Origin of the sequence: Streptomyces sp. 5K101 (genome assembly GCF_046506645.1) — a bacterium.
Lineage (GTDB): Bacteria > Actinomycetota > Actinomycetes > Streptomycetales > Streptomycetaceae > Streptomyces.
This window is the reverse complement of record NZ_JBKFFO010000039.1, coordinates 1-19,677: the sequence shown is the minus strand read 5'-3', so window position 1 is coordinate 19,677 and position 19,677 is coordinate 1. Positions and strand designations below refer to the sequence as shown.

The window sequence follows — 19,677 nt, the reverse complement described above, 5'->3', positions numbered from 1 at the left end:
ACCCGCGCATCCTCGCCGTCTTCAACGACACCCACGGTCCGCTGAGGGCCCGAGACATCTGTCAGGCCCTCGACTTCGAGCTCCTGCCGAAACACGTCGAACGCACCCGCGCCAAGATGAAACGCCTCGTCGCAATAGGAATCCTCACCGAGGCCGAGCCCGGCACCTTCAGCAAGAAGCGGTAACCAAGTCCGGAACGGACATCAACTCACGAACCGCCCACTGAGTTCGGCGAGCGTCGGGGCGAGGGCGCGGTCGGCGGCTGTCTGGAGGTGCTGGACGGCTTGGCGGGCGGCGTCGGCCTGGTGGGCGTGGTTGTTCGCTTCGTGCCAGCGTCCGGCGATGATGGTGGCCCAGACGAGGGCTGCGATCAGGGCGGCCAGGGCGCTGCCGTCGGGGCCGGTGGCGGTGTGGACGATGTCGCGTGCCGCGCTGCGCAGGGCGTGGGCGGCTCGGTCTTCCGCCCGGATCTGGGAGCGCTGGGCTCGGGCGAACTCCTGGGACGCGGCTTGGAGTTCGGCGTGAAGATGGGCGGGTGCCTTCTGGGCGGTGGCTTCGAGCAGTTCGCCGAGGGCGGTGATGTGGGCCTGGGCGTGTGTGTCGTCGGCGAGGTCGGTGTGGAGGGTGTCGAGGGCGTCGGTGGCTTGGTGCCAGGGGGTGCTGGGGTGGTTGCGGCGGGCGGTGGGGTGTTCTTCGGGTCGGCTGGAGTCGAGGCGGGCGGTGATTTTGGGCAGGGAGAGGTCGGGGGAGATCTTGCTTCCGGGGTGGTAGATCTGCTCGCCGGCCTCGTTGACGTCGCCGGGGCGGCCGGCTGCGTATCCCAGGAGGTCTCCTGACGGGCCGCGCCGGACCTGGACCTCGACGCCGCTGGCTTCGAGGTAGGCGATGAATTCCTCGGCGTTCGTCGCGTGCGGGATGGCGGCGCGGATGCGGTCCTGGAGCCAGGCGGGGCTGGTCTGGTCCCAGCCGAGGCGTTCGGCCTTGTGCATCTCGGCCTGGGTGGGGCGGCGGGCGCCGGTGCGGTCGCCCTTCTTCAGGCGGCGCAGCCCGTAGTCCTTTTCGATCTCGCGGCAGGCGTCTCCGACGCGGAGGCCGCTGTCGTGGAGTTTGGGGCGGCGTCCGTCTTCGCGGACGGTGGTGGCGAGGATGTGGATGTGGTCGTCGGCGTGGCGTACGGCGATCCAGCGGCAGGCCAGGTCGTCACCGGCCGGGGCGATGCCGGCGGCCTGGACGATGCGCTGGGCGATCTCGGCCCACTCGGCGTCGGAGAGGTAGCGGTCCTCGGGTGCGGCGCGGACCGGGCAGTGCCAGACGTGGTCGGTGACCGGCTTGCCGAACTCGCTGTTGCGCAAGGAGACCGGCTCGTCGAGGTGGCGGGCGAGTTCGGTGAGGGTGGCGTTCTCGTGGCGGCCGGGGTCGGGCATGCCGAGCATCGCGAAGCCGGCCACGATGTGCGGGTCGAAGTGCTCGTCGTGGGTTCCGCGGCCGTAGAGGTAGGCGAGCAGGCCACGGGTGTTGGTCCCGGCGGGCTTGATGGCGGCGATCACGCTGTCCCGGCCTCCTCCGGGTCGGCGGGCTCGCGGAGGGCTTCGGCGATCAGCTCCAGCAGGTGCCGGAGTTCGGTCAGGCGTTGACGTATGTCGGGTGGGGTGTGGTCGCTGTTGAGGGCGCGGGCGATTTGGTTGACGTTGACGCCGATCCGGTTGAGCTGGCGCAGGACCTGAGCGCGGAAGATGTGGGTGCGGCGGCGGTCCTCCGACAGGGGCAGGTTGGCGGTGAACCGGCCGGTGATGAAGGCGAGGACGATGTCGGCGGCGAAGCCGGAGTCGCCCTTGTAGCCGTGCTCGGCCGCAGCCTGTTGGAGACGGGCTCGCTGGTCGCCGGTGAAGCGCAGCGGGCCGACACGGTCGTTGCGCTTGGTGCCGGTGAAGCGGCGGATCGTGGGCTGCACGCTCTGCACGGCAGGCTCGCCGGCGGCGATGGCTGCGCTGTCTGTGGGGCGCAGGAGGGCTTGCTGGACGGAGTGAAGCGTGTCCAGGTCGGAGCCGCCCTCGGCCCCGGCTCCCTGGTCCGGCGCCCCCTGGCGCGGGGCCGTCTCCGCCACCCCCGGGGCGGAGACCCCCGAAGTCCGGCCTTGAGTCGGACTCGGGGTACTACTGGCTCCGCCAGGGGCAGCCCGTCCGAACGCGCGGCGCAAACGCCCCATCAGCGTAGGGGACTTCCTCAGCGGCAGCGGCTCGTCGGGAGTGTGGTCGGAGCGGTGCGGATCGTGCGTCACGGGCGGTTCTCCGGAAGGGGCGGGGGCAGGCGGGTCGGAGGGAAGGATCCGGGGGAAGGACTGGCGGAGTGCTGGTGGCCAGCGCGCCATCCACAGGTGTGGATAAGCGGGCGGCGAGCGGTGCGGTGGTCGGCTGGCCGGGGTGACCGGAGGGGGTTCCGGTCACCCCACAGGGATTCCGGTCAGCCGCTGTTCGGACCGGTCTTGACGGCGGCTTCTATTGCGGGCCGGAGGATCTCCATCACCTCGGTCTGCCGCTGACTGCCGATCGTCAGGCCCCTGTCCTTGACGGCCTTCCGGAGAAGGGACCGGCTGAGTGTGCCGTGCTCAGCGAGGGCGATCCGGCCGATCGCCACGAGCTCCGCGAGAGTGGCCTTTGGCGGACGACCACCGCGCGGCTTGCTCTCCGAAACATAGGGCGGTGGTTCCGTCAGCTGGACGGAACCGGCGGCCGGAGGCTCAGTGGGCCGGACCGGCTCGGCGGGCGCGGTGACCGGTGGTATCGGCGCCTGAACGGGCGAGTTGTCCGAGTGGTCAGCGGGTCGGTCGACGAGCTGGTGGATCTGCCGCATCAGGACACCGAAGGCCAGCAGCGCGGCGGTCGGCGGAACCGCGGCGACCACATAGTCGAGGAGGGGCACGGCGCTGGCGTTGCCCGTGCCGCTGACTCCGGCCACGTTGAGGGCGATGGAGCCGATCGATCCGGTGGCGGTGAGGGCGATGGCCCAGCCGTCGGTGACGCGGCGCAGGCCCGCGCGGAGCATGAGGAGTTCGCCCGCGACGATGAAGGCGTCCAGGGTCGCGGGCCAGGCCCACTGGCGGATCGGGGAGCTCTTGAGGCCGTGTTGTCCGGCGACCTCTGCGAGGTGCGCGTACGACAGCCAGAACCCGCCGGCGGTGAGGGCCACGATGACGATTCCGGCCGCGATGAGCGCGTATCTCTCGGCAGCCTGCTTGGTCGTCATCGGCCGCCCATCGGCAGGGCGATGGTCCCGGTGGGTGGGTGTGGAGAGGGTGGTCAAGCGGGGTTCTCCTGGGGTGGTGGCGTGGTCCGTCTTTGCCGTCTTGGCCGTTGCAACCGCAGGTCAGGTCCGGTACGGCAGGAGGGCTGGTGTTCCGTCCTGGCGGCGCTAGCGCGTCTTGGGGCACGCACGGCGGTGGGGCTGCGGTTCGGTGGCCGTGGACGGATCGGATCCGTTCTTGCCGTCCCGGCCGCATGTGCTGTGACCTGCGGCGATACGGCGAGGACGCCCGGGACGGCACAAGACGGATCCGGGCGACGTCCCTGTGGGCAGCAGGGCAGTCATGATCGTGTTGCCGTCTTGGCCCCGGCTGACGTCTTGCCCGTATGCCGTTTGACCTGCGGGATTACGGCAGGGACGGCAAGGACGGCAACCGGGGTGGGGCGGGGTCTCAGCCCTCGCTGCGGGCGGGGTCGGTGTCGACCGGGTGGACGGTCGGGCAGTAGCGGCGCCATGGGTCGAGGAACTTGTTGCGCGTGTAGCCCTTGCGCTGGGTGCCGTCGGCGAGGCGGACGTTGCCGGACTTGATGCCGAAGTCGCCCAGCATCCCTGCCAGGTCACGTGGGCTCAGCCCGCTGCGCCCCCACTCCGCCCAGGGACTTTCCGGATCCTGGCGCAGGTGGTGAAGGAGTTCGTCCGTGCAGAGGCTGTCGACCTCGCGCTGGGCGACGAAGACCCGGCGGATGTCGGCCAGGATCCGCGCTGAGCTGGGGTGGTCCTCCTCGGCCGCCGCTTCTGCCGTGACCATCTGCGCGCACGCCGCGCGGGCGAGGCGGGGCCAGGGTCCGGCGGCGAGGTCGGCGATGATCACCAGGGGCTCCCAGGTGTCGGCGGCGCGGTCCTCGACCGGCATGGCCGGTTCCAGGTCGGCAGCCTCGTCGAGCAGGGGCCGTGTCCATGCGGCGATGCGGTCGCGCAGGTCGTGGAGGGCTGGGGTGTCGCGGCGGGAGCGGAAGGGCTTGACGCTCTCGCCCTCGGCCCGGCGGCGCATGCGGATGACCACCGACCGGTCCATGATTGTGTCGGGAAGGTCGCCGATCCCGGCGAGGGCGGCCATGGCGAAGGTGGCGAACCGGTGCGGGGTGTGGTCGTTGCCGACGACGCGGGTGACGTACCGGTTGCGCTGGTGGCCGGCGTTGAGCAGGCCGCGCATCTCCTCGTTCTTCTCCGCCTGCTTCGGCGTGCCGAAGATGGTGTCGGCCTCGTCCACCAGCAGGGTGGGCGGCTCGTCGGTGATCGAGCGGAAGACCGCCGCCGGTGTGGTGTTGATGGTGAACATCGGCTCGTGGACCGTCTCGGTCAGCACGTCCAGCAGCCGTGACTTGCCGCACCGCTTCGCCGGCCCGACCACCGCCAGACGCGGAGCGTGCTGCCACGCGGGCTGCAGGTGCGTTGCCGCGACCCACAGCGTGACCGCGTTCAGCGCCTGCTGGGAGGGCAGGATCACGAACTGGGCTACCTGGGCACGCAGTTCGTTCAGCAGCTCGGAGCCGTACGTCGGCTCCGGGTCCAGCACCGCCTCCTCGGCGGGCTGATCCACCGGAACCGTATCCGGCGCCCGCTCATCGGCCGCCGGGGCGGCTTCGGGCGCGTGGCCGGGCCGGCCGGGCACCGCGACCGTCGGCCATACCGCTTTGCCGGGTGCGGAATAGGGCTCGGGTGTCGTAGGTTGCACAGGGCAGCTCCTTATCCGGTGATGTCGGGCATGCAGGCCCGACTCACGCAGGTCGTTCGTTGGAATGCGGGCAGTGGAGTGTGCGGAGCCTCCGGCGTTGGCGCGCCGGGGGCTTTCTCGCTTCCTGGGCCGGGGCGAGGGAACACGGACAGTACGTCCACGTCCGGCCACAGTCCAGCGTTTCTGTGTCAGCTCAGCGCAGGAGCGTCTGCTATGGGCTCGGGTCGTCATGCGGCCAGGCCAAGCAGGTTCAACAGGTCGGCGGTCACGACGCGGTACGCCTTACCCAGGCGCAGGATCTTGCACGGGTACTGGCCGCGCTTGGCCAGCTCGTAGCCCTTGCTCCGGCCCAGTCCCAGCGCTCGGTTGCCGGTGTCGAGGTCAACGGCGGCGGGCAGGGCCAGCAGCTCTTCTCGTGTCATGCCCTTGGGCTGCTCGGCGGTCTCTTTGTTGCGCATGCAGTGCTCCGTTCGTGAGTGAGCCCTCGGCGAACGCGGCATCACGTCCGGCTCCAGGCGATCACTAACCATCATCGGGAAGCTAATGTGTCTTCATGACACAACACGGTTTTGATCCTAGAGATGACGAGGACGACGTCCCGGAGTGGGTGGATCAGGTGATGGCCACGGTGGCCGCCGAGGTCCGCAGACGAAGGAAGGAGCTGCGCATGAGCGCCCAGGACCTGGCCGACCGCTGCGAGGAGATCGGCCATCCGATCCCGCGCAACGTGATCGCCAACATGGAATCCGGCCGCCGCGCCAACCTGCCCCTGGTCGACGTCCTCGTCCTCGCCGAAGCCCTGCACACCTACCCGATCTGCCTGCTCTACCCCGTCGGCTACGTCGACCGAGTCCAGCGCATTCCCCTGCAGGACTCCGAACCGACCTGGGATGCCATGCGCTGGTTCACCGGCGACCGGGAGGACTTCGGCATGGAAGACGACATGCTCCGCAACTTCCGGGCCCACGTCCGCCACCAGCGCGCCGCCCTGGCCGCCCTGAAAGGCGAGAAGCACGAGCGCTGGAAGGCCGAGACGGCACCCAATCAGGCCGAACGCGAGGAAGCCGTACTCGCCCAAGCCGACTACGCCGAAAGGGTGTTGGAAGCCAAGTACCGGCTCCGCAGTGCCCGCGCCTTCATCCGCGAAGACGGCGGCACACCACCGGACCTGCCACCAGAACTCGCTGACGTCGACCCGCACGTCGGCAACACCGATGAGGAGAATTGATCTTTGAAGGGTTCCACCCACCGCCGGTGCTACTGCCGCGACCCCCACACCGGTAAGCCGCTCGGCAAGAAGTGCCCGAAGCTCTCCAGCCGCAAGCACGGCTCGTACTCCATACGCCAGGAGCTCCCGCCTCGCGAGGACGGCACCCGCCGCTCCTTCAGCCGCGCCGGCTACGACTCCCTCAAGGCGGCCCAGGCCGACCTCGACCACGTCCGCGCGCTGCTCGGCCTCGCCGACACCGACGACCTCGAGGGCATGGCACTGATCGCTGAGCTGCTGGAGAAGCTGGCCGACGAGAAGGCGCCGTTGCCGGACATCGAGGCGACCCGTAGGCGCTTCAGCCGCGGCCTGGACCTGACGAGCCGACTCACGGTCGGCGAGTGGCTGGACATGTGGCTGGCGGGCAAGAAGGGGCGACAGAGCGCCATCAGCCGCGACGAGAGCAATATCCGGGTGCACCTCAAACCGCGGATCGGGCACCTGCGTCTCGACCGCCTCCGGGTCACCCACCTGTCGGAGATGTTCGAGGCCATCGCTGAGGCCAACGTCGAGATCGCCGAGGGCAACGCAGCCCGCCGCAAAGCGTTCGAGGACCTCGCCCAGATTCCCTGGAAGGGGCGCGAGCATCGGGTCCGCCGCAAGGCGATGAAGGCGGCCATCGCCGAGATGGAGCCCTACCGTCGTATCGTCGGTCCGGCCACGCGCCAGCGCGTTCGCTCCACGCTGCGGGCTGCACTGAACGCTGCGATCGCCCAGCAGTTGATCACCTTCAACCCGGCCGCCCACGTCGAATTGGAGGCAGGCAAGCGGCCCAAGGCTCTCGTGTGGACCGAGGAGCGCATCCTCCACTGGAAGCGCACCGGCGAGAAGCCGTCGCCGGTGATGGTCTGGACGCCGGAGCACACTGGCCTCTTCCTCGACCACGTCGCGGAAGACCGCCTGTACGCGTTGTTCCACCTGATCGCGTTTCGCGGGCTGCGACGGGGTGAGGCATGCGGGCAGAAGTGGACCGACACCAACCTGGGCGCCGGTCTCATCACCGTCGCCAAGCAACTCGTGGTCGACGGCTGGGAGGTGTACGAGGACGACCCGAAGACCGACGCCGGCGCACGCACCATCGCGCTGGACTCCGACACGGTCCAGGCCCTCAAGCGGCATCGCGCCCAGCAGGACAAGGACCGCGAGGAGTGGGGGAGTGCCTGGGTGGAGACCGGACGTGTCTTCACCAAGGAGAACGGCGAGATGCTCCACCCCGCCAACGTCACACGGCGGTTCATCGAGCTGTACGAGGAGATCGGTCTCCCACCGGTCCGGCTCCACGACCTTCGCCACGGTGCCGCAACCCTCGCCCACGCAGCGGGGGCCGACCTGAAGGACATCCAGGAGATGCTCGGCCACTCCTCGATCACCATCACGGCCGATACGTACACGAGTCTGCTCCCCGAGGCGGACCTCGCCATCGCCGAGGCCGCTGCCCGGCTTGTACCGCGCGCCCGGGTCACCGCCGAGAACGCCGCTCCCGAAGCGGATCCCGAGCCCGACGAGGCCGATGAGGCGCAGTCGGACTCCGTGCCGGATGGTGCTGATCCGTCGGGAGGAATATCGGGGCCTGGCGACTCATCCGCTCACGCACCGCTCACGCAAACGGCCCCGGACGAGGAGTCCGAGGCCGAATAGGGCGCCTCCCTGGGAGGAAACCCCAGGTCAGCGGCGTAATGCGTTGTGCCCCCGGCAGGATTCGAACCTGCGACACCCGCTTTAGGAGAGCGGTGCTCTATCCCCTGAGCTACGAAGGCGTGGATCTGCGTGAGATCCGGCGCCTAGCCTAGCGGATAAGCCCTCCGGCCCGGTGGGCATTCCCCTCTGGCCTGCTCACGCCCGTGCGGTCGGGCCGGTCCGGCCTTGACGGGGTGCAGGGGGCGGCATAGCGTCGCCGGCGTACTGAGCGAGCGCTTGGAGAGGGGCGAGCCGTGTCGCTGCCCGAGACGTCCGATGCCGTGCGCGACGGGCTCACCGCTCCGGGGGCGCCCTTCGCCGTCGTGCGGGGCGAGGACGGTGCGCTGCAGTACGCGACGGGTCCGCGCACACTGCGGGAGTTCGTCGAGGCCACGTGGGCGTACGGGGAGCGGCCCTTCCTGATCGCCGAGAGCCGGACGTACACGTACGGGGAGTTCTTCGCCGCCGCCTGCGCCCTCGCCTGCCGCTTCAGCGACGTCCACGGGCTGCGGCCCGGCGACCGGGCCGCCATCGCCATGCGCAACCACCCCGAGTGGCAGATCGCCTTCTGGGCGGCGCAGCTGGCCGGGCTCGTCGCCGTGCCGCTCAACGCCTGGTGGACGGAGGACGAGCTCGCGTACGCGCTCGACGACTGCACCCCCGCCGTGCTCCTCGTCGACGGCGAGCGGCTGCCCCGCGTGGAGGCGTGGCGGCGGGCGAACCGCGTCCGGACCGTCGTCTTCCACCACGCCGGCGCGACCGACGACGGCGTCGAGCGGTACGAGGACCTCGACGCGCCCGACTCGCTCGCCGCGCCGCCCGCCGTGGACGTGGCGGCGGAGAGCGACGCCACCATCATCTACACGTCGGGGACCACCGGCCGTTCCAAGGGCGCCGTCGCCACGCACCTCGCGCAGGCCGGGGCCACCGTGCATCCGCGGTACCACGCCACCGCCGCCGCGCTCGGGCGCGGCCTGGTGCCGGGCCGGGGGCCGGCCCCCGTCACGCTGATGACCTTCCCCTTCTTCCACGTCGCGGCGTTCACGACGCTCTACGCGATGATGGGCGTCGGCGGCACCCTCGTCCTGATGCGCAAGTGGGACGCCGGCCAGGCGCTCGCACTCGTCGAGCGCCACCGGGTCACCCACTACTCCGGTGTGCCGACCACCGCACTGCAGCTGCTGGACGCAGCCGAGCGGGCGGGCTCCGGACTGGAGACTCTCACCAACCTGAGCACCGGCGGGGCCGCCGCCCCGCCCGGCCTGGTGGAGCGGCTGACCGCCGCGTACGGGCGGCGGATCGAGCCGCGCAACGGTTACGGGCTCACCGAGACCAGCGGGGGAGTCCTGGCGAACTTCGGCGACGCCTACCGCGCGCACCCCGGCAGCGTCGGCCGCCCCGCGCCCGCCGTCGAGGTCCGCATCGCCGGGCCGAACGGCGAGCCGCTGCCCGAGGGCGCGGTCGGCGAACTCTGGCTGCGCGGCCAGGGCGTCTGCCGGGGCTACTGGCGCGACGAGCGTGCGACCGCGGAGGCGTTCCGCGACGGCTGGTTCAGGACCGGCGACCTCGCGACCGTCCGGGACGGGCGCGTCAGTGTGGTCGACCGGATCAAGGACATGGTCATCCGCGGCGGCGAGAACGTGTACTGCGTCGAAGTGGAGGGTGTCCTGCACGACCATCCCGATGTCGCCGACGCCGCCGTCCTCGGGGTGCCGCATCCGGTGCTCGGGGAGGAGGTCGCGGCCGTCGTGCAGCTGCGGCCCGGCGCCACGGCGGACGCCGAGGAGCTGCGGGCGCACGTCGGCAAGGCGCTCGCCGCGTTCAAGGTGCCCGCGCATGTGGTGCTGCGCGCCGAGCCGCTGCCGCGCAATCCCACGGGGAAGATTCTGAAGAGGGAGCTGAGGGCGGGGTTCACAGCCGCCTGATGTACGGGGGCCGCCTGATGTACGGGAGCCGCGTGAAGCACGCGCAAGCCGGCTCAGGAGCGAGTGACCCGCACCCGGTACACGTCGCCCTTCTCCTTGCGCACCACCGAGACGCGCACCCCGTTCCCGGCGTCCGTGAACGTCTGGCCGGGCCGGTACGGCGCGTCGGACAGTTCCGCGTGGACGTTGGGGCTGCGCGTGCAGCCACCGCTGCCGGCCTGGCTGTCCATGACCGTCACCGGGCCCCGGCCCGTGTCCACGCTCGACTTCACCCGGTAGATCAGCACGCCCGGCTCGCACACGGCCGCGTCGTTGCCCGCCCGGGTCCGTACCTCCACCGCGTACCCGCTGTCCTCGGTCAGCGGCACGACCACCAGCTTGGAGCCGCCCGTGGCGGCGAGCGGGGTGAGCGCGTACTCCGCCGTGCCCGGCGCGGAGGCGCAGCGGACCTGGTCGTTGTCGAGCCAGCCCAGCTTCCACTTGTGCCAGCCCAGCAGGTCGTTGTTGGCGCCCCAGTCCTCGGACATGATGTCCCAGTGGCCCACGGCGCCCCCGCCCTGCGCGGTGTAGAGGTCGGGCAGGCCGAAGACGTGGCCGTTCTCGTGCGGCAGGACCCGGTAGCCGGTCCGGTCGTACGATCCCGAGCCGTCGTCCTGCCTGCTGTAGACGAAGGACGCGTTGGCCAGCGGCACCCCGTCCGCGTACGGCGCCTCGTCGTTGCCGGAGAAGGTCACGGACAGGACGGTGTCGAGGGCGGACGGGCCGGCGTTGGGCGTGACGAGGACGTTGATCAGGTCGTACCGGCTGAAGTCGACCTTCGCGTCGGCGACCTTCACGAGGTCCTCGACGAGCTTGCGGTAGCCCGGCTCGTACGGTGACCCGCGGTCTATCCCGTACGCCGCGAACGGCAGCGGCATCCGCAGCCAGTCCGTCACCGGGGCGTGGGGACGGTAGCTGAGCCGGCCGTACGAGCTGGTGCGGAACCACTTGGAGGTCTGGGGGAAGAACTCCGCCAGGCGGTCGAGCGCCGGCCCCTCGCCCACCGCGTCCGAGAAATCGATCATGAGGTTGAGGGCGCTGATCTCGCCGGTGGACCGGGTGTAGCCGGGCGGGGTGGGCACGCCCTCCGACATCTGCACGCCGGTCACCGAGGGAATGCGGCAGGGCCCGAGCCCGGGAGCGTCCGGAGCGGCCACCGGTCCCGCCGACGCCTTGGACGGCGCGGGAATCGTGGAACTCGCCGTGGCCAGCGCCGCGAGGGTGAGGGCGGCGAGCGCGGCGAGGCCGCCGAGCCGGCGGTGGCTGCTCCGTGTGCGTATCCGGTGGCGGGGCTGCTGCATGCGTTCGCCTTCGGGTCCGCGGCAGCAGGCCGGACCCTCGCTGCGCTTTCTCCGTCAGCCTGTGGCGGCCTGCGGCCGCTCGCGCGTCAGGGTGGGCCGATCGTGCGTATTTCCCGGGCCGCACGTTCGATCCCGGCAGAAGTGGCTCAGCTCACATCCGGGAGGGGAAATAACCGGGGAACCTCTCCCCGTTTGCATCGGTGTCCCGCCAAACGGGGATCGGATCCCCGCTTGGGCGAGGCCCCGTCGAGACCGACGAGGCCCGTCGAGCAGCAGGAGCCGGATCCACAGACGACCGGAAGGAGTGGTCGTGAGCCCCGCCGCCACCGAAACGCGCAGCGCGCCGCGTCCGCGGGCCGACGCCCTGCGGAACCGCGAGCGGATCGTGTCGGCCGCGCGGGAGATGTTCGTCGAGTACGGGCCCGAGGTCCCGCTGGACGAGATCGCCCGTCGCGCCGGCGTCGGCAACGCCACGCTCTACCGCCATTTCCCCGACCGTGCGGTCCTCGTTCGCGAGGTCGTCGTCTCCGTGATGTCCCGTACCACCGAGCGGGCGATGACGGCGGCGGCCGAGGAGGCCGACTCGTTCGCCGCCCTGCGCCGGTTCGTCCACGAGGCGGCCGACGAGCGCATCGGCGCCCTGTGCCCGATGCTCTCCGGAGCCTTCGACTCCGACCATCCGGACCTGCACACCGGACGCGAGCTCCTGGACGAGGCCGTACGCGGGCTCGTCGAGCGGGCCCAGGCGGCGGGCAGGATGCGCGGTGACGTCGCGGTCGGGGACCTGATGGTCGCTCTCTCCCAGCTCACCCGGCCCCTGCCGGGCACCGCGTGCCCGAACATGGACCGGTTCGTCCACCGTCATCTGCAGCTGTTCCTGGACGGCCTCGAAGCGCCCGCACGCTCCGAACTGCCCGGCGCGGCCGCCACCCTCGAAGACCTGCGGAGCAGCTCCTGACGCCGTAGCGCCGATTCCGGCAGCGCCATCGCCTCGCGGTCACCCGCGTGTCGATCCGGCGGTGCCAGGCCGGGCCCGACCCGGCCGATGACTTCACCCCGCTTCCGGGGTCTCAACGCCGAGACCCCCTCCCCGCGGGCCTTTTGACGCCATGACGCACCTCGCGTGACCTCTCGTACTCCTTAGGTGGCCAGACCCATGCCGAAAACAACCGGAACACCCGACATATCCCTGCCGGACCCGAGCCGCTGGAAAGCTCTGGTCTTCATCGCCCTCGCCCAGCTCATGGTGGTCCTCGACGCGACGATCGTGAACATCGCGCTCCCCACCGCCCAGCAGGACCTGGGCATTTCCGACGCCAACCGGCAGTGGGTCATCACCGCCTACGCCCTCGCCTTCGGCGGTCTGCTGCTCTTCGGAGGTCGCATCGCCGACCTGTGGGGCCGCAAGCGGACCTTCGTCGTCGGCCTGCTCGGCTTCGCCGCCGCCTCCGCGCTCGGCGGCGCGGCGACCGGCGAGGCGATGATGCTCGGCGCCCGCGCCCTGCAGGGTGTGTTCGGCGCGCTGCTCGCGCCCGCCGCGCTCTCGCTGCTCGCGGTGATGTTCACCGACGCCAAGGAGCGCGCCAAGGCGTTCGGCATCTACGGCGCGATCGCCGGTGGCGGTGGCGCGGTCGGGCTCATCCTCGGCGGCTTCCTCACCGAGTACCTCAACTGGCGCTGGACGTTCTTCGTCAACATCCCGTTCGCGATCATCGCGGCGGTCGGCGCGTACGTCGTCATCCGCGAACCGGAGGGCGCGCGGAACCGCTCGTCGCTCGACATCCCCGGCGTCGTCCTGTCCACCCTGGGTCTGGTCGCGCTGGTCTACGGCTTCACCCGCGCCGAGTCCGCGGGCTGGTCCGACGGCCTGACCGTGGCCATGTTCGTCGCCTCCGCGGTGCTGCTCGCCGCCTTCGTCGCCACGGAGGCCAAGGTCAGCTCGCCGCTGCTGCCGCTGCGCGTCCTGACCGAGCGCAACCGGGGCGGTGTCTACCTCTCGCTGGGCCTCGCGATCATCGCGATGTTCGGGCTGTTCCTCTTCCTGACGTTCTACCTGCAGGTCGTGAAGGGGTACTCCCCGGTCAGGACCGGCTTCGCGTTCCTGCCGATGATCGCGGGCATGATCACGGGCTCGACCCAGATCGGCGCCCGTCTGATGACCCGTGTGCCGCCGCGGCTGCTGATGGCGCCCGGCTTCGTCGTCGCCGCCGTCGGCATGCTGATGCTGACGCAGCTGGAGGTCGACAGCTCGTACGTCGGCCTGATCCTGCCCGCGCAGCTGCTGCTGGGCCTCGGTATGGGTACGGCGTTCATGCCGGCCATGTCCCTGTCCACGTACGGCGTGAACCCGGCCGACGCCGGTGTCGCCTCCGCGATGGTCAACACCTCGCAGCAGGTCGGCGGGGCGATCGGGACGGCGCTGCTGAATACGATCGCCGCGTCCGCCACGACCTCGTACATCGCCTCGCACGCGGCCGGTGCGGCCGACCCGAAGCTGCTGGAGCTCCAGGGCATGGTGCACGGCTTCTCGTCCGCGATCTGGTGGGCGGTCGGCATCCTGGCCGTCTCGGCCACGATCGCCGCGACGTTCATCAACTCCGGGCGCCCGGGGGCCGTTTCGCCCACCGCGGGTTCGGGTGCGGGTGACGGCGCCGAGGACGAGGTCAGGATTCCCGTCGTCGCGCACTGAGGCGTACGCGAGAGGCCACGCGGCAGGGGCCCGGCCCGGATGATCGACCCGGGGCGGGCCCCTGCCCGTGTACCAGCCGGGCTCCTGCCTGCCGGTGTACGAATGCGTGCGGGCCGGGCCGGGCAGCGGTGACGGGTCCGCTCAGCGCAGCCAGGGCAGGTCCGCGCCCGTGTCCTGCGGCTGCAGCCCCTCGGCCATCAGCTGCATGATCTCGCCCAGCTGCCGCACCTGTTCGGACGTGAGCCGGTCGAACATCGCCTGGCGCACCGCCTCCACGTGCCCGGGCGCCGCCCGCTTGAGGACCTCGAAGCCCTCGTCCGTGAGCACGGCGTTCTGGCCGCGCCGGTCGGAGGGGCAGTCCTCGCGGCGCACCCAGCCGTTCTTCTCCAGGCGGGCGATGGCGTGCGAGAGCCGGGAGCGGGTGATCTTCGCGTCGATCGCGAGTTCGGTCATCCTGCGGCGGCGGCGCGGTGCCTGGGAGAGCTGGACGAGCAGGCCGTAGTAGATGTGTGGCATGCCCGCGTCCCGCTGCAGCTGGCGGTCGAGATGGTCCTCGAAGAGAGTGGTGGCATGCAGGTAGGAACGCCAGACGCGCTGTTCCTCCTCGGTCAGCCAGCGCGGCTCGGACTCGCTGTCGCCCATGGATGCCGTGTTCATGCATCCCACTGTACGACCGTACGGACCCATTCTTGAATGTTGAACTAAATGGCCCGCTGGAGTAGTGTCGTGAGCTGAACTTGAAAGTTCAATGAAGTCCTGGAGTCAGCCGCCATGAACGCCAGCCCTGCCGCGGAGCGCATGCCCGCCCTCTATCTGTCCCACGGCGCCCCGCCGCTCGCCGACGACCCGGTCTGGCCCGGCGAGCTCGCGGCCTGGTCCACCGGACTGCCGCGCCCCAGGGCGATCCTCGTCGTCTCCGCGCACTGGGAGGAGGCCCCGCTCGCGCTCGGCGCGACCGCGACCGTCCCTCTCGTCTACGACTTCTGGGGCTTCCCCGAGCACTACTACCAGGTGCGCTACGCGGCTCCCGGCGCCCCTGAACTCGCCGACTCCGTCCGCAAGTTGCTCCGCCGCGCCGGCACGCCGGTGCAGGACGTCCCGGACCGCGGCCTCGACCACGGCGCGTACGTCCCGCTCGTCGAGATGTTCCCCGGCGCCGACGTCCCCGTCCTCCAGATCGCCATGCCGACGCTAGACCCCGCGCGGCTCCTGGACATCGGGCGACGGCTCGCCCCGCTGCGGGACGAGGGCGTACTGATCGTCGGCAGCGGCTTCTTCACCCACAATCTGGCGGCACTGCGGCACGCGGGGACGCCGGGCTGGTCGGCCGAGTTCGACGACTGGGGGCGGCGGGCGCTGGCCGCCGCCGACGTGGACGCCCTGCTGGACTTCGAGAACAAGGCCCCCGCAGGCCGCATCGCCCACCCGCGCACGGAGCACTTCGCCCCGCTGTTCGTCACGCTGGGCGCTGCGCAGGACGAACTGGAGACCGGCCGGAGCGTGATCGACGGCTTCTGGATGGGGCTCGCCAAGCGCTCCGTGCAGTTCGGCTGAGGCGCGCCCACAACGCAACCAGAAGGCGGTGCGGGCCGTCTTCAGGGTGGGAGTGCAGCCGCGGACGACGTGGTCCGGGGGTGGATTCGGTGGTGGGGAATGTGACGGCGGTCTCACGGGCGCAGTGGTGGGAGATGCCGGCAGGGGGCTCAGATCGACCTCCACGCCCGCCCTGACCTGCACGTCCCTGCGCTCCGACGACATCCGTCCGCCCTCGTGGGTGGCGGCACAGGGTACTGCATGATCGCGGAAATCGATGCACCTGATGGGAATTCTGTCCGGATTCCAGTCGTTGTTTCCTTCGGATGCAGGGCACCCGGGAGGGTGTCGTGACCTACTCAGCAAGGGAGCTCGCATGGCAACCCGTGCCGTCGCCCGTCGCCAGTCCGACGCCGGGGACATCTCTCAGGTCTCCGGCTCCGGGGGTGGGACCGACAGGGCGAGCAGCGTTCGCGCCGTGGGCGGGGAGATCGCCGACCGCGACCTGGTCGGCATGTACCTCGACGAGATCGCGCGCACGCCACTGCTCGACGCCGCCAAGGAGGTCGAGCTGTCCCAGACCATCGAGGCGGGGGTGTACGCCCGCCAGATCCTCGACGGAGAGGTGCAGAGCGAGGCCGGCGGAGCCACGCGTGAGGAGCTGGAAGCACTCGCCGCGGGCGGCGAGCGGGCGAAGGATGTCTTCATCCGGTCCAACCTGCGCCTCGTCGTGGCCGTCGCCCGGCGCTATCCGCGCAGCGGACTGCCCCTGCTCGACCTGATCCAGGAGGGGAACGCGGGCCTGGTCCGCGCGGTCGAGAAGTTCGACTACGCGAAGGGCTTCAAGTTCTCCACGTATGCCACGTGGTGGATCCGCCAGGCGATCACCCGTTCCATAGCCGACCAGTCCCGCACCATCCGGCTTCCCGTCCACCTGGTGGAGGAGCTGGGCCGCATCCGCCGCGTCCAGCGCGAGTTCAGCAGGGAGCACGGCAGGGAGCCGGAGGCAGCCGAGATCGCGGAGGAGCTGGGCTCGACGCCGGAGCGCATCACCGACGTCCTGGACTGGGCCCGTGACCCGGTCAGCCTGAACATGTCCGTGGACGACGCCGGCGAGACGCAGTTCGGCGATCTGCTGGAGGACACCTCGGCGGTGTCGCCGGAGCAGTCGGTGCTCACGCTGCTGCGCAGCGAGGAGCTCGACGACCTGATCGGCAGGCTCGACCACCGCACCGCCTCGATCATCCGTATGCGGTACGGCATCGAGGACGGCCGGGAGCGCACGCTGACAGAGGTCGGCAAGGAGCACGGCCTGACGCGCGAGCGGATCCGTCAGATCGAGAAGCACGCGCTGCTGGAGCTGAAGCGCATGGCCCGCGACACGGGCTTCGACGCGGCGGCCTAGTCCGCCGGGGGCGGACGAGGGCAAGTGGCGGACGGTCCTGGCATCCACCAGGACCGTCCGCCGCCGCACGTCCGGGGCCGTCCACTGCGCGCGTGAGCGCACGGGGAGGGTCGTCCGGGGGTGGGTGTCGGCGTGAGCGCACATGTCAGGCCGTGGACCTGGTCAGGCGGGTTGCCAGGTCCGTCACGTAATCCCGCAGCGGCTGCGGGCCGTGCACCGTGAACTCGCAGTCGACCAGCGCCAGTCGCAGCGCCAGCCACTCCACCGAGTCCGCCGACCGCGTCCGCAGCCGGCACGTGTCCTCGCTCGTCGGGACGGGCGTGCCCAGGTGGTCGGGCAGCCGCGCCGCCACGAACGACGCCGAAGCGCGGAAGCTCACGTCCACGTCGTGTTCCTGCTGCTGCCGCGACATCGTGTGGCTCAGCAGCTCCGCCGCGTCCCCCACCGGAGCCTCCCGCGGAGCGAACCGCGCCCCGGTGGCGAACGGCTCCGTCACCCGGTCCACACGGAACGTGCGCCAGTCCTCGCGCAGGAGGTCGTACGCGACGAGGTACCACCGGCGCCCCGTCGACACGAGCCGGTACGGCTCGACCTGCCGGCGCGTCTCCGCGCCGTCGCCCGCGCGGTAGGCGAAGCGCAGCCGCTCGCGCCCGGTGACGGCTCCCGCGATGACCGTCAGCGTCTGCGGATCGATGGTGGCGCCGTCGCCCCTGGCCAGCGGGAGCGTCGCCGCCTGAAGGGTGGTCACGCGGTGCCTCAGCCGGGACGGAAGCACCTGTTCCAGTTTGGCCAGGGCCCGCACCGAGGCCTCCTCGATGCCCTCGATGGCGTGGCCCGCACCCGCCCGCAGGCCGACCGCGATGGCCACCGCCTCCTCGTCGTCCAGCAGGAGGGGCGGCATCGCGGCGCCCGCGACCAGGCGGTATCCGCCGACCGCGCCCTTGGTCGCCTCCACCGGATAGCCGAGGTCCCGCAACCGGTCGATGTCGCGCCGGATCGTGCGCGGGCTGACGCCGAGGCGGTCGGCGAGTTCGCTGCCGGGCCATTCCCGCGGGGTCTGGAGGAGCGAGAGCAGGTTGAGGAGTCGTGCCGGAGTGTCCGTCATGCATTCCAGGATGGCGCGCATCTAGGACATGATCTGACCTATACGAGCGCCAGAATCCTCGTATGAGTTCACAGCAGCCCGCCGTAACGAGTACGGCATCGGACCGCAGGCGATGGATCGCCCTTGCCATCGTCATGACCGCGGCCTTCATGGACCTCGTCGACGTCACCATCGTCAACATCGCGATCCCCAGCATCGAACGGGACCTCGGCGCCTCGTTCGGCGCGATCCAGTGGATCACCGCCGGGTACGCGCTCGCCTTCGCCGCCGGTCTGATCACGGGCGGCCGGCTCGGTGACATCTACGGCCGTCGGCGGCTGTTCCTGATCGGCATCGCCGGATTCACGGTCGCCTCCGCTCTCTGCGGGTTCGCGCCCAACGAGGAGATGCTGGTCGCCTCCCGGCTCCTGCAGGGCACCGCGGCGGCCATGATGGTGCCCCAGGTCCTCGCGATCGTGCACGTCACCTTCCCGGCGCACGAACGCGGCAAGGTGTTCGGCCTGTTCGGCGCGGTCGTCGGACTCGGGGCGGTCTCCGGGCCGCTGCTCGGCGCGCTGCTGACCCAGTGGAACCTCTTCGGCCTCGAATGGCGCCCGATCTTCCTGATCAACCTTCCGGTCGGTATCGCCGGTCTGATCCTCGGACGGAAGTTCATCACCGAGTCCCGTGCCCCGAAGGCGCTCCGGCTCGACCTCGTCGGCGTCGCCCTGGTCACCCTCGGGCTGCTCATGCTGATCTACCCGCTCACCCGCGGGCGTGAGCTGGACTGGCCGCTGTGGGGCCACCTGTGCATGGCGGCCAGCCCCCTGGTGTTCGCCGTGTTCGTGGCGTACGAGAGGCACAAGACCCGCAAGGACGGCTCCCCGCTGGTCGAGCTGTCGCTGTTCAAGGTGAAGAGCTTCGCCGCGGGCATCGCCGTACAGTTGACGTTCGGTGTGGTGCTGGGCATCTTCTTCCTGGTCTGGACGCTGTACATGCAGATCGGACTCGGCTGGAGCCCGCTGAAGGCCGGCCTGACCGGCGTTCCGTTCTCCATCGCCGTCTCGGCGGCGGCGGGGATGTCGGTGCAGCTGCTGGTGCCGCGCTTCGGGCGGAAGGTGCTGCAGGCGGGCGCGGTGACGATGGCCGCCGGTCTGCTGATCTACATCTGGGAGGTGGACCGGTACGGCACGGCCATCGCCCCCTGGCAGATGATCCTGCCGCTGGTCGTCATGGGCGTGGGCATGGGCCTGATCGTCGCGCCGCTCACGGACGCGGTGCTCTCGGAGGTGCCGCGCGAGCACGCCGGTTCGGCGTCGGGCCTGATCAACACGACCGGCCAGATGGGCAACGCGCTCGGTCTCGGCCTGGTGTCGGTGGTCTTCTTCGGCACGATCGACGAGGAGAGCCTCGCGCCGGGCACGGCGGGCCGGGCGTTCGCCGAGGCCTTCCAGTACTCGCTGTGGTGGGTGGCGGCGGTGCTCGGCGCGATCTTCCTGGTGATGTTCGCCCTGCCGGCGCGGCCGAAACAGCACCTGGAGGCGGGCGCGGCGGACGACGCCCCGGAGCCGGTCGAGAAGACGGCCGAGCGGGCGGACGATGCGCAGGAAGGCGAGCCGGAGCCGGTGCTCACGCGCTGAGACCGCCCGGCGGCCTGAGTACGAGGCCGGTGCTCGCGCGCCGAGATCGCCCGGCGGTCCGGGAACGGAGCAGGTGCTCGCCCGCTGAGGCCGTCCGGCGGTCCGGGACCGCAGCCGGTCGTCGATGCCCGCGCCACGACGT

15 protein-coding genes, 1 tRNA gene and 2 pseudogenes are annotated in these 19,677 nt (G+C 70.9%); 9 read left to right on the top strand and 9 right to left on the bottom strand.

All coding sequences use genetic code 11. From position 1 onward, the window contains the following. A pseudogene (locus ACLB9X_RS33335) lies at positions 1–185 on the top strand (hypothetical protein); the annotation flags it as partial. A 30-nt stretch (positions 186–215) separates the two neighbouring features. Here ACLB9X_RS33335 and ACLB9X_RS33330 read toward each other — a convergent pair. The 5 genes and pseudogenes from ACLB9X_RS33330 to ACLB9X_RS33310 form a co-directional block, all read right to left on the bottom strand. After that, positions 216–1,547, bottom strand: a pseudogene (locus ACLB9X_RS33330) (relaxase/mobilization nuclease domain-containing protein); the annotation flags it as partial. Further along, a complete protein-coding gene (locus ACLB9X_RS33325; RefSeq protein ID WP_410364169.1) occupies positions 1,544–2,104 on the bottom strand; it encodes a MobC family plasmid mobilization relaxosome protein in 561 nt (186 codons plus the stop codon). The gene ACLB9X_RS33325 and the pseudogene ACLB9X_RS33330, both read right to left, overlap by 4 nt. Before the next feature lie 356 nt (positions 2,105–2,460). After that, positions 2,461–3,243: a DUF2637 domain-containing protein gene (locus tag ACLB9X_RS33320; RefSeq protein ID WP_410364168.1), complete on the bottom strand. Its 783-nt coding sequence runs from the start codon at positions 3,241–3,243 to the stop codon at positions 2,461–2,463. A gap of 448 nt (positions 3,244–3,691) precedes the next feature. Further along, the gene (locus ACLB9X_RS33315) at positions 3,692–4,975 is read right to left on the bottom strand and encodes a DUF3631 domain-containing protein (RefSeq protein ID WP_410364167.1); all 1,284 of its coding nucleotides are present in this window, start codon (positions 4,973–4,975) and stop codon (positions 3,692–3,694) included. A 227-nt stretch (positions 4,976–5,202) separates the two neighbouring features. Further along, a complete protein-coding gene (locus tag ACLB9X_RS33310; protein WP_410364166.1) occupies positions 5,203–5,433 on the bottom strand; it encodes a hypothetical protein in 231 nt (76 codons plus the stop codon). A 95-nt stretch (positions 5,434–5,528) separates the two neighbouring features. Between ACLB9X_RS33310 and ACLB9X_RS33305 the strand changes: the two genes are divergently transcribed. Together ACLB9X_RS33305 and xerC are read left to right on the top strand one after the other, a co-directional pair. Next, a complete protein-coding gene (locus ACLB9X_RS33305) occupies positions 5,529–6,203 on the top strand; it encodes a helix-turn-helix domain-containing protein (protein ID WP_410364165.1) in 675 nt (224 codons plus the stop codon). A 3-nt stretch (positions 6,204–6,206) separates the two neighbouring features. Next, positions 6,207–7,880, top strand: a complete 1,674-nt coding sequence (xerC, locus tag ACLB9X_RS33300; protein WP_410364164.1) for a tyrosine recombinase XerC — start codon at positions 6,207–6,209, stop codon at positions 7,878–7,880. A gap of 46 nt (positions 7,881–7,926) precedes the next feature. Here xerC and ACLB9X_RS33295 read toward each other — a convergent pair. Continuing rightward, a tRNA-Arg gene (locus tag ACLB9X_RS33295) sits at positions 7,927–7,999 on the bottom strand. Positions 8,000–8,173: 174 nt separating this feature from the next. Here ACLB9X_RS33295 and ACLB9X_RS33290 point away from each other — a divergent pair. Next, positions 8,174–9,844 carry a class I adenylate-forming enzyme family protein gene (locus ACLB9X_RS33290; RefSeq protein WP_410364163.1) on the top strand — a complete coding sequence of 557 codons (1,671 nt, stop codon included), beginning with the start codon at positions 8,174–8,176 and terminating at the stop codon, positions 9,842–9,844. A 53-nt stretch (positions 9,845–9,897) separates the two neighbouring features. Here ACLB9X_RS33290 and ACLB9X_RS33285 read toward each other — a convergent pair whose 3' ends face one another. Further along, positions 9,898–11,184: a M6 family metalloprotease domain-containing protein gene (locus ACLB9X_RS33285; protein ID WP_410364162.1), complete on the bottom strand. Its 1,287-nt coding sequence runs from the start codon at positions 11,182–11,184 to the stop codon at positions 9,898–9,900. A 310-nt stretch (positions 11,185–11,494) separates the two neighbouring features. On the opposite strand from ACLB9X_RS33285, the gene ACLB9X_RS33280 reads away from it, so the two are divergent. Beyond that, entirely contained in the window at positions 11,495–12,142 is a 648-nt protein-coding gene (locus tag ACLB9X_RS33280; protein ID WP_410364161.1) for a TetR/AcrR family transcriptional regulator, read from the top strand. A 198-nt stretch (positions 12,143–12,340) separates the two neighbouring features. After that, the gene (locus ACLB9X_RS33275; protein ID WP_410364160.1) at positions 12,341–13,873 is read left to right on the top strand and encodes an MFS transporter; all 1,533 of its coding nucleotides are present in this window, start codon (positions 12,341–12,343) and stop codon (positions 13,871–13,873) included. A 141-nt stretch (positions 13,874–14,014) separates the two neighbouring features. Here ACLB9X_RS33275 and ACLB9X_RS33270 read toward each other — a convergent pair whose 3' ends face one another. Continuing rightward, positions 14,015–14,530, bottom strand: coding sequence for a MarR family winged helix-turn-helix transcriptional regulator (locus tag ACLB9X_RS33270; protein WP_410364159.1), 516 nt, complete (start codon positions 14,528–14,530; stop codon positions 14,015–14,017). Positions 14,531–14,644: 114 nt separating this feature from the next. Here ACLB9X_RS33270 and ACLB9X_RS33265 point away from each other — a divergent pair, with 114 nt between their 5' ends. Beyond that, entirely contained in the window at positions 14,645–15,427 is a 783-nt protein-coding gene (locus tag ACLB9X_RS33265; RefSeq protein WP_410364158.1) for a dioxygenase, read from the top strand. A 355-nt stretch (positions 15,428–15,782) separates the two neighbouring features. Beyond that, entirely contained in the window at positions 15,783–16,811 is a 1,029-nt protein-coding gene (locus tag ACLB9X_RS33260) for an RNA polymerase sigma factor RpoD/SigA (protein WP_410364157.1), read from the top strand. Positions 16,812–16,956: 145 nt separating this feature from the next. On the opposite strand, the gene ACLB9X_RS33255 is transcribed toward ACLB9X_RS33260, so the two are convergent. Then, positions 16,957–17,916, bottom strand: a complete 960-nt coding sequence (locus tag ACLB9X_RS33255; protein ID WP_410364156.1) for a helix-turn-helix transcriptional regulator — start codon at positions 17,914–17,916, stop codon at positions 16,957–16,959. Positions 17,917–17,978: 62 nt separating this feature from the next. Here ACLB9X_RS33255 and ACLB9X_RS33250 point away from each other — a divergent pair, with 62 nt between their 5' ends. Beyond that, positions 17,979–19,535, top strand: a complete 1,557-nt coding sequence (locus tag ACLB9X_RS33250; protein WP_410364155.1) for an MFS transporter — start codon at positions 17,979–17,981, stop codon at positions 19,533–19,535. The last annotated feature ends 142 nt before the right edge of the window (positions 19,536–19,677 follow it).